This window comes from Vandammella animalimorsus (genome assembly GCF_002285265.1).
Classification (GTDB): Bacteria; Pseudomonadota; Gammaproteobacteria; order Burkholderiales; family Burkholderiaceae_C; genus Lampropedia.
Genome location: NZ_NSJB01000002.1, coordinates 370,324 through 379,194, shown reverse-complemented (window position 1 = coordinate 379,194; position 8,871 = coordinate 370,324). Strand labels below are relative to the sequence as shown.

Below are 8,871 nucleotides of genomic sequence, written 5' to 3'. Positions count from 1 at the left end.
CGCAGTTCTACTTCCGCACCACCGACGTGACCGGCTCCATCGAACTGCCCGAGGGCAAGGAAATGGTCATGCCTGGCGACAACGTCAGCATCACCGTCAAGCTGATCGCCCCGATCGCCATGGAAGAGGGCCTGCGCTTTGCGATCCGCGAAGGCGGTCGCACCGTCGGCGCCGGCGTGGTGGCCAAGATCATTGCCTGATGAGGCGGCGTTGCCGCAAACGGTGAATTTCTCGCTCTCCAGCCAGACTGGAGAGCGGAAATAGGTCTAGGGGTATAGCTCAATTGGCAGAGCGTCGGTCTCCAAAACCGAAGGTTGTAGGTTCGATTCCTACTGCCCCTGCCATCTGGCCACATCGTTTGCGCTGTGCTTGATTTGAAGAACCCGCCCTGTGATGGCGGGTTTCGTGTATGAGTCTATGGCGTTTTCGGGCTTGCCCGTTGATGCCCAAGGAGTGAGAGATGGCTGTGTCATCGCAGGTGGAAACCGTCGGATCCGGCGCCAGTGTGGCCAAATTGCTTGTCAGCGCCCTGCTGGTGGTGGGGGGCATCGTGGCCTTTTACATGTTCGAGGCGCAAGGCGGCTGGGTGCAGTGGTTGGCACTGATGGTGGCCTTTGTGCTGGCGGCGCTGGTGTTCCTGTGGTCCAACCCGGGGCGCGACTTCGTTGGCTACGTCAAGGACTCCTGGAACGAGCTGAAGAAAGTGGTCTGGCCGACCCGCAAGGAGGCCATGCAGATGACTGGCTATGTGTTTGCCTTTGCCGTGATCATGGCCACCTTCCTCTGGCTGACCGATGTGACGGTGGGCTGGGTGATTTTTGATCTGCTGCTGGGCTGGAGGGACTGATGAGCGAGATGGACAAGAGCGCGCCGCAGCCGGCGCAGGCATCAGCGGCGCCGGAGGCCAGCGCCCAGCGCTGGTACATCGTGCAGGCCTACTCCGGCATGGAGAAGGCGGTGGAGCGCAACATCCGCGAACGCGTGGCGCGAGCGGGCATGGAGCACAAGTTTGGCCGCATCCTGGTGCCCACCGAAGAGGTGGTCGAGGTCAAGAATGGCCAGCGCCGCACGACCGAGCACAAGCTGTATCCGAACTACGTCTTCGTCGAAATGGTGATGGACGACGAGAGCTGGCACTTGGTCAAGCAGACCAGCAAGGTCACCGGCTTCGTCGGTGGCGGGCGCAACAAGCCCACGCCGATCTCGGATCGCGAAGTGCAGAAAATCCTTGAACGCATGCAAGGCGATGGCGAGAAGCCGCGCCACAAGGTGGAGTTCATGGTCGGCGAGCTGGTGCGCGTCAAGGAGGGGCCGTTTGCCGACTTCAATGGCAGCGTCGAAGAGGTCAACTACGAGCGCAACCGCCTGCGCGTCTCGGTGATGATCTTTGGTCGCTCAACTCCTGTGGAGCTGGAATTCGCCCAGGTCGAGAAGACGTGATTTCCCAGGCGGAATGCCTCAGAACCTGTTCAAAAGCTCGGTGCGAGTGGGCAATAAGCGGTTGGGGATGGGTTGCGCAAGGCGCAAGCGCAGCCCACAGGTCTGCGATGGCCTTGGCGAGGCTTTGCCACGGCCGCAGACCGGGCCAATCCGATAGATTGCACAGCGCAGAGCTTGAACAGGCTCTCGTGAGACAAGCCCGGCAATGCCGGGCTTTTTGCTGCCGCTGCACCTGTTGAGGAGCAGCGCGGCTGCCTGGCCCCGGGCTGAAGGGCTTGTTGACATGCCCTGTCCCCATTCAGGATGGGCGGCTTGCAGAATTTTACGGCTGCACATATAATCCGCAGTTCGCCGCAGATTTTGCTGCATTGGCAGTGCAGTTTGCGCGCGATTTTTCAATCAATCGGGGAGCCGATGGCGTCAGGCGCATTGCCTGGCGCAGCAGGCGCTGGACCCGAACAGGAGTTTTGCATGGCAAAGAAAATTGTCGGCTTCATCAAGCTGCAAGTGCCGGCGGGCAAGGCCAATCCTTCGCCTCCCATCGGCCCCGCGCTGGGTCAGCGTGGTCTGAACATCATGGAGTTCACCAAGGCGTTCAATGCGCAAACCCAGGGCATGGAGCCTGGCTTGCCGCTGCCGGTGGTGATTACCGCTTACGCGGACAAGAGCTTTACCTTCATCATCAAGACGCCGCCTGCGACGACCTTGATCAAGAAGGCCATCAAGCTGGACAAGGGCTCGTCCAACCCCAACAAGCAAAAGGTCGGCAAGATCACCCGCGCACAGCTCGAAGAGATTGCCAAGACCAAGATGGCCGACCTCAACGCGGCCGATCTGGATGCGGCAGTGCGCATCATCGCTGGTTCTGCGCGCTCGATGGGTGTGACTGTGGAGGGGGTGTGAGATGGTCAAGCTGACCAAGAAACAAAAGGCCCTGCAGGGCAAGGTCGACTCCAACAAGCTCTACCCCTGGGCTGACGCCATTGCATTGGTGAAGGAGGCGGCCACCGCCAAGTTTGACGAATCCATCGACGTGGCCGTGCAGCTGGGCGTGGATGCCAAGAAATCCGACCAGGTGGTGCGTGGCGCCGTGGTGCTGCCCAATGGCACTGGCAAGACCGCGCGCGTGGCCGTGTTTGCCCAGGGCGCCAAGGCCGAGGAGGCCAAGGCCGCTGGTGCCGACGTGGTGGGCATGGACGAGCTGGCTGCCGAGTTCAAGACCGGCAACATTCCCTATGACGTGGTGATCGCCGCTCCGGATGCCATGCGCGTTGTCGGTGCGCTGGGCCAGATCCTGGGTCCGCGCGGCCTGATGCCCAACCCCAAGGTTGGCACCGTGACGCCCGATGTGGCCACGGCCGTGAAGAATGCCAAGGCAGGTCAGGTGCAGTTCCGTGTGGACAAGGCCGGCATCATCCACGGCACCATCGGTCGCCGCTCGTTCGACAGCGAGAAGCTGCAGCAAAACCTGCAGGCGCTGATCGAGGCGCTGAACAAGGCCAAGCCCGCTGGCGCCAAGGGCGTGTACCTGCGCAAGGTGGCCGTGTCCTCGACCATGGGCATCGGCGTGCGCGTCGATACGCAAACCATCTCCGCCTGATTCTTGGGCGAGATCTGCCCGGGGGGCTTGCTTGCACATGGCGAGCTGGGCCGGGCAAGAAAATTCCAGCATCTTCAGTGGCGTTGCAGCCTTTGAAGGCGCTGGTTCAGGTGGGCTGCCGGCGCTTCTCGTTGCCGAGAGTGCTGGCAGGTCATCCGAGACCGCTGGTGTGGGGCCTGGCCCCGCTTAAGCCGCCTGTCGTGCCACATGGCCGCAGGGTGGGCCAGCGTAGATGGTGCCCACTGTGGAGAAACACACCGATATTCTCTGGCAGTTGGTCGCTTAACTGGGCGCAATGCCGCAATGCCTGGCGCGCCGGGCAGGGCAGCATTGCATTGAAAGGAGAGGACCTTGAGTCTGAATCGCAGTCAAAAAGAGGCAGTCGTCGCACAGGTGGCTGACCTCGCCGCCAAATCCCAGACGCTGGTGATGGCGGAGTACCGCGGCATCACGGTGGCTGATCTGACACAGCTGCGCATCAAGGCCCGCGAGCAGAACGTGACCTTGAGCGTGTTGAAGAACACCCTGGCACGTCGCGCCGTGGCCGGCAGTGCGTTTGAGGTGGTGTCTGACCAGCTCACGGGGCCGCTGATCTATGGTTTTTCGGAAGACGCCGTTGCCGCCGCCAAGGTGGTGGCCGATTTCGCCAAGACCAATGACAAGCTGGTGATCCGTGGTGGTGCCTATGAAGGCAAGCCTTTGGATGCCGATGCCGTCAAGCAATTGGCAAGCATCCCCACCAAGGAAGTGCTGCTGTCGCAGCTGCTGGGCCTGATGCAATCGCCCGTCTCGCGCACAGCGCGCGTGCTGGCGGCACTGGCCGAGAAAAAAGGCGAAGAAGCTGCCGCCTGATGACCCCTGCCAGGCCTTGCCGCTCGGTTTTGCTCCGATCGGGCGCCGCAACCATCACAGGCGCTAGGCTGGCAACCCAATGAACTGAATCAATTGCAAAGAGGATTTCAAAATGGCATTCGATAAAGACGCATTCCTGACGGCTCTGGACAGCATGACCGTGCTGGAACTGAACGACCTGGTCAAGGCGATCGAAGAGAAGTTTGGCGTGAGCGCCGCTGCAATGGCTGCTCCTGCCGCCGCTGGTGGCGGTGGCGCCGCTGCTGCTGCAGAAGAGAAGACCGAGTTCAACCTGGAGCTCAAGGACGCTGGCAGCAACAAGGTCTCCGTGATCAAGGCCGTGCGCGAAATCACGGGTCTGGGCCTGAAGGAAGCCAAGGACCTGGTCGATGGCGCGCCCAAGACCGTCAAGGAAGGCATGCCCAAGGCCGACGCAGAAGCCGCTCTGAAGAAGCTGGAAGAAGCCGGCGCCAAGGCCGAACTGAAGTAATCGCTTCAGGGCGACGACAGCCAGGCGCGCACCAGTGCAGCGCCTGGCTCTTGTCGTTTTGGGCTGGGCAGGCCTGCAAGCCTGCCCAACCCAACCCGCGTGCTGCAGAGTGCAGACGAAAGCGTTCCGCGCGGAATGCTTTGGTGTGCTTTCTGAATTCACGACACAGCAAGGCACCTTGGTCGGGCGGTGTGCAACGCACCGCCGTCAGCCATGGTTGGTAGTGGCCAACCGCCAAGACTTGAGCGCCACGTCTTTTGCGCCCCCCCGGCACCGGGGCCCTGCGCGCTGGAGCTGCGCTTGCAAGTACAACCGTCGAAGAATCCCCCTGAACCCTTCAGACCGGAGATCTCATGGCCTATTCCTTTACTGAACGCAAACGTATCCGCAAAAGCTTCGGGCGCCGCGACAGCGTTTTGAGCATTCCCTATTTGCTGCAGATGCAAAAGGATGCCTATACGGCATTCCTGCAGGCGGAGGTGCCGCCCAAGAAGCGCCTGGATGAAGGCCTGCAGGCAGCGTTCAACTCGGCGTTCCCCATCGTCTCGCACAACGGCTTTGTCGAGATGAAGTTCATCGAATACAACCTGGCCAAGCCGGCCTTCGACGTGCGCGAGTGCCAGACTCGCGGGCTGACCTTTGCCTCGGCCGTGCGCGCGCGCCTGCAGCTGATCATCTACGACCGCGACTCCTCCACGGCGCAGAACAAGGTCGTCAAGGAAGTGAAGGAGCAAGAGGTCTACATGGGCGAAGTGCCGCTGATGACCGACAAGGGCTCGTTCATCATCAACGGCACCGAGCGCGTCATCGTCAGCCAGCTGCACCGCAGCCCGGGCGTGTTCTTCGAGCACGACAAGGGTAAGACCCACAGCTCGGGCAAGCTGCTGTTCTCGGCGCGCGTGATTCCCTACCGCGGCTCCTGGCTGGACTTCGAGTTCGACCCCAAGGATCTGCTGTACTTCCGCGTCGACCGCCGCCGCAAGATGCCGGTGACGATTCTGCTCAAGGCCATCGGCCTGACGCCCGAGGCCATCCTGGCGAACTTCTTCGACAACGACAACTTCAGCCTGATGGACAACGGCGCGCGCATGGAGCTGGTGCCCGAGCGCCTCAAGGGCGAGCAGGCGCGCTTTGACATCACGGACGCCAAGGGCAATGTGATCGTCGCCAAGGACAAGCGCATCACGGCGCGCCACATCCGCGAGCTGGAGCAGGCCGGGCTGAAGGAAATCTCCGTGCCCGAGGACTTCCTGCTGGGCCGCGTCGTGGCCAAGAACATCGTCGATCCGGACACCGGCGAGATCATCGCCAAGGTCAACGAGGAGCTGACCGAGGCCCTGCTCAAGAAGCTGCGCAGCGCAGGCGTCAAGCAACTGCCCTGCATCTACACCAACGAGCTCAACCGCGGCAGCTTCATCTCGCAGACGCTGCGCACTGACGAGACCCCGGACGAATACCAGGCGCGCGTGGCCATCTACCGCATGATGCGTCCTGGCGAGCCGCCCACCGAGGACGCCGTGCAGGCGCTGTTTCATCGCCTGTTCTTCAACCCGGACACCTACGACCTCTCGCGCGTGGGCCGCATGAAGTTCAATGCCAAGATCGGCAACCCCGACCCGAGCGGCGCCATGGTGCTGTCCAACGAAGACATCCTCTCGGTGGTGAAGATCCTGGTCGATCTGCGCAACGGCATTGGCGAGGTCGACGACATTGATCACCTGGGCAACCGTCGCGTGCGCGGCGTGGGCGAGCTGGCCGAAAACCAGTACCGCACCGGCCTGGCGCGCATCGAGAAAGCCGTCAAGGAGCGCCTGGGCCAGGCCGAGCAAGAGCCGCTGATGCCGCACGATTTGATCAACTCCAAGCCAATCTCGGCCGCGCTCAAGGAGTTCTTCGGCGCCTCGCAGCTGTCGCAGTTCATGGACCAGACCAACCCGCTGTCGGAGATCACGCACAAGCGCCGCGTCTCGGCCCTGGGCCCGGGCGGTCTGACGCGCGAGCGCGCCGGCTTCGAGGTGCGCGACGTGCACGTCACGCACTACGGCCGCGTCTGCCCGATCGAAACGCCCGAAGGCCCGAACATCGGCCTGATCAATTCGCTGGCGCTGTACGCGCGCCTGAACGAGTACGGCTTCATCGAAACGCCGTACCGCCGCGTGGTCGATGGCAAGGTCACCGATGAAATCGATTACCTCTCGGCCATCAAGGAAGGCGACTACATCATCGCCCAGGCCAACGCCGAGCTGGACAAGGACGGCAACCTCACCGGCGATCTGGTGTCGGCGCGCGAGAAGGGCGAATCCATCCTCGTCAGCCCCAGCCGCGTGCAGTACATGGACGTCTCGCCGGCGCAGATCGTCTCGGTGGCGGCCTCGCTCGTGCCCTTCCTGGAGCACGACGACGCCAACCGCGCGCTGATGGGCGCCAACATGCAGCGCCAGGCCGTGCCGGTGCTGCGCCCGGAAAAGCCTTTCGTGGGCACGGGCATCGAGCGCGTCTCAGCCGTGGACTCGGGCACCGTGGTCACCGCCAAGCGCGGCGGCGTGGTCGATTACGTCGATGCCACGCGCATCGTGATCCGCGCCAACGATGACGAGGCCATCGCCGGTGAAGTGGGCGTGGACATCTACAACCTCATCAAGTACCAGCGCAGCAACCAGAACACCAACATCCACCAGCGCCCCATCGTCAAGAAGGGCGACCGCCTGGCCAAGGGCGATGTGATTGCCGATGGCGGCTCGACCGACCTGGGCGAGCTGGCCCTGGGGCAGAACATGCTGATCGCCTTCATGCCCTGGAACGGCTACAACTTCGAGGACTCGGTGATGCTGTCCGAGCGCGTCGTGGCCGACGACCGCTACACCTCCATTCACATCGAGGAGCTGGTTGTGATGGCGCGCGACACCAAGCTGGGCGCCGAGGAAATCACGCGCGACATCCCCAACCTGTCCGAGCAGCAGCTCAATCGCCTGGACGACTCGGGCATCATCTACGTGGGCGCCGAGGTGCAGCCCGGCGACGTGCTGGTGGGCAAGGTCACGCCCAAGGGCGAGACCACGCTCACGCCGGAAGAAAAACTGCTGCGCGCCATCTTCGGCGAGAAGGCCTCCGACGTGAAGGACACCTCGCTGCGCGTGGATCAGGGCTCGCAGGGCACGGTGATCGACGTGCAGGTCTTCACCCGCGAAGGCATCGAGCGCGACAAGCGCGCCCAGCAAATCATCGAGGACGAGCTCAAGCGCTACCGCCTGGACCTGAACGACCAGCTGCGCATCGTCGAGGCCGACGCCTTCGACCGCGTGCGCAAGCTGCTGCTGGGCAAGGTCGCCAACGGCGGCCCGCAAAAGCTGGCCAAGGGCAGCAAGATCGAGGCGGCCTATCTGGATTCGGTGGACAAGTACCACTGGTTCGACATCCGCCCGGCCGACGAGGCCGTGGCCGCGCAGCTCGAGAGCATGAAGAACGCCATCGAGGCCACGCGCCACAGCTTCGACCTCTCGTTCGAGGAAAAGCGCCGCAAGCTCACGCAGGGCGATGAGCTGCCGCCGGGCGTGCTCAAGATGGTCAAGGTCTATCTGGCCGTCAAGCGCCGCCTGCAGCCGGGCGACAAGATGGCTGGCCGCCACGGCAACAAGGGCGTGGTCTCCAAGATCGTGCCGATCGAGGACATGCCCTACCTGGCCGACGGCACCACCGCCGACATCGTGCTCAACCCGCTGGGCGTGCCCTCGCGCATGAACGTGGGCCAGGTGCTGGAAGTGCACCTGGGCTGGGCCGCCAAGGGCCTGGGCGAGCGCATCGCCGCCTTGCTGGAAGTGGAAAAGGGCAAGCAGGTCAAGGAGATCCGCGCCTTCCTGGCCAAGGTCTACAACCAGGCCGGCCGCCAGGAGGACCTGGACGCCTTCAGCGATGAGCAAATCATCGAGATGGCGCGCAACCTCAAGAGCGGCGTGCCCTTTGCCACGCCGGTGTTCGACGGCGCCGACGAGCAGGACATCCAGAACATGCTGCAGCTGGCCTACCCGGACGATGTGGCCAAGGCCAAGGGCCTGACCGCCACGCGCACCCAGGCCTATCTGTACGACGGCCGCACCGGCGAGCGCTTCGAGCGCCCGACCACCATCGGCTACATGCACTTCCTGAAGCTGCACCACCTGGTGGACGACAAGATGCACGCGCGCTCCACCGGCCCGTACTCGCTGGTCACACAGCAGCCGCTGGGCGGCAAGGCGCAGTTCGGCGGTCAGCGTTTCGGGGAGATGGAAGTCTGGGCGCTGGAGGCCTACGGCGCCTCCTACGTGCTGCAGGAGATGCTCACCGTCAAATCCGACGACGTGACCGGCCGCACCAAGGTCTATGAGTCCATCGTCAAGGGCGAGCACGCCATCGAGGCGGGCATGCCCGAATCCTTCAACGTGCTGGTCAAGGAAATCCGTTCGCTGGGCCTCGACATCGAGCTCGAACGCAACTGATGAGCCAAGGGAGTTCA

The 8,871-nt window shown here is 63.1% G+C and carries 7 protein-coding genes, 1 tRNA gene and 1 pseudogene; all 9 read left to right on the top strand.

Annotated features, from left to right (window positions below):
- Window positions 1–200: pseudogene (gene tuf, locus CK625_RS06105) on the top strand (elongation factor Tu); the annotation flags it as partial.
- A 68-nt stretch (window positions 201–268) separates the two neighbouring features.
- Window positions 269–344, top strand: a tRNA-Trp gene (locus CK625_RS06100).
- A 116-nt stretch (window positions 345–460) separates the two neighbouring features.
- Window positions 461–847: a preprotein translocase subunit SecE gene (gene secE / locus CK625_RS06095; protein ID WP_095539393.1), complete on the top strand. Its 387-nt coding sequence runs from the start codon at window positions 461–463 to the stop codon at window positions 845–847.
- An 8-nt stretch (window positions 848–855) separates the two neighbouring features.
- Window positions 856–1,440, top strand: a complete 585-nt coding sequence (gene nusG / locus CK625_RS06090; protein WP_095539434.1) for a transcription termination/antitermination protein NusG — start codon at window positions 856–858, stop codon at window positions 1,438–1,440.
- 471 nt (window positions 1,441–1,911) lie between these two features.
- A complete protein-coding gene (gene rplK / locus CK625_RS06085) occupies window positions 1,912–2,343 on the top strand; it encodes a 50S ribosomal protein L11 (RefSeq protein WP_095539392.1) in 432 nt (143 codons plus the stop codon).
- Window position 2,344: 1 nt separating this feature from the next.
- Complete coding sequence (rplA, locus tag CK625_RS06080; RefSeq protein ID WP_095539391.1) at window positions 2,345–3,040, top strand: 50S ribosomal protein L1; 696 nt, start codon at window positions 2,345–2,347, stop codon at window positions 3,038–3,040.
- Window positions 3,041–3,391: 351 nt separating this feature from the next.
- Window positions 3,392–3,892, top strand: a complete 501-nt coding sequence (gene rplJ, locus CK625_RS06075) for a 50S ribosomal protein L10 (RefSeq protein WP_095539390.1) — start codon at window positions 3,392–3,394, stop codon at window positions 3,890–3,892.
- A 112-nt stretch (window positions 3,893–4,004) separates the two neighbouring features.
- Window positions 4,005–4,382 carry a 50S ribosomal protein L7/L12 gene (rplL, locus tag CK625_RS06070; protein WP_095539389.1) on the top strand — a complete coding sequence of 126 codons (378 nt, stop codon included), beginning with the start codon at window positions 4,005–4,007 and terminating at the stop codon, window positions 4,380–4,382.
- Window positions 4,383–4,735: 353 nt separating this feature from the next.
- A complete protein-coding gene (gene rpoB, locus CK625_RS06065) occupies window positions 4,736–8,854 on the top strand; it encodes a DNA-directed RNA polymerase subunit beta (protein WP_095539388.1) in 4,119 nt (1,372 codons plus the stop codon).
- Window positions 8,855–8,871: the final 17 nt, after the last annotated feature.

Excerpts from the sequence above, each read along its gene's own strand:
- secE (WP_095539393.1), top strand. The coding sequence starts at position 461 with ATGGCTGTGTCATCGCAGGTGGAAACCGTCGGATCCGGCGCCAGTGTG.
- nusG (WP_095539434.1), top strand. The coding sequence starts at position 856 with ATGGACAAGAGCGCGCCGCAGCCGGCGCAGGCATCAGCGGCGCCGGAG.
- rplK (WP_095539392.1), top strand. The coding sequence starts at position 1,912 with ATGGCAAAGAAAATTGTCGGCTTCATCAAGCTGCAAGTGCCGGCGGGC.
- rplA (WP_095539391.1), top strand. The coding sequence starts at position 2,345 with ATGGTCAAGCTGACCAAGAAACAAAAGGCCCTGCAGGGCAAGGTCGAC.
- rplL (WP_095539389.1), top strand. The coding sequence starts at position 4,005 with ATGGCATTCGATAAAGACGCATTCCTGACGGCTCTGGACAGCATGACC.
- rpoB (WP_095539388.1), top strand. The coding sequence starts at position 4,736 with ATGGCCTATTCCTTTACTGAACGCAAACGTATCCGCAAAAGCTTCGGG.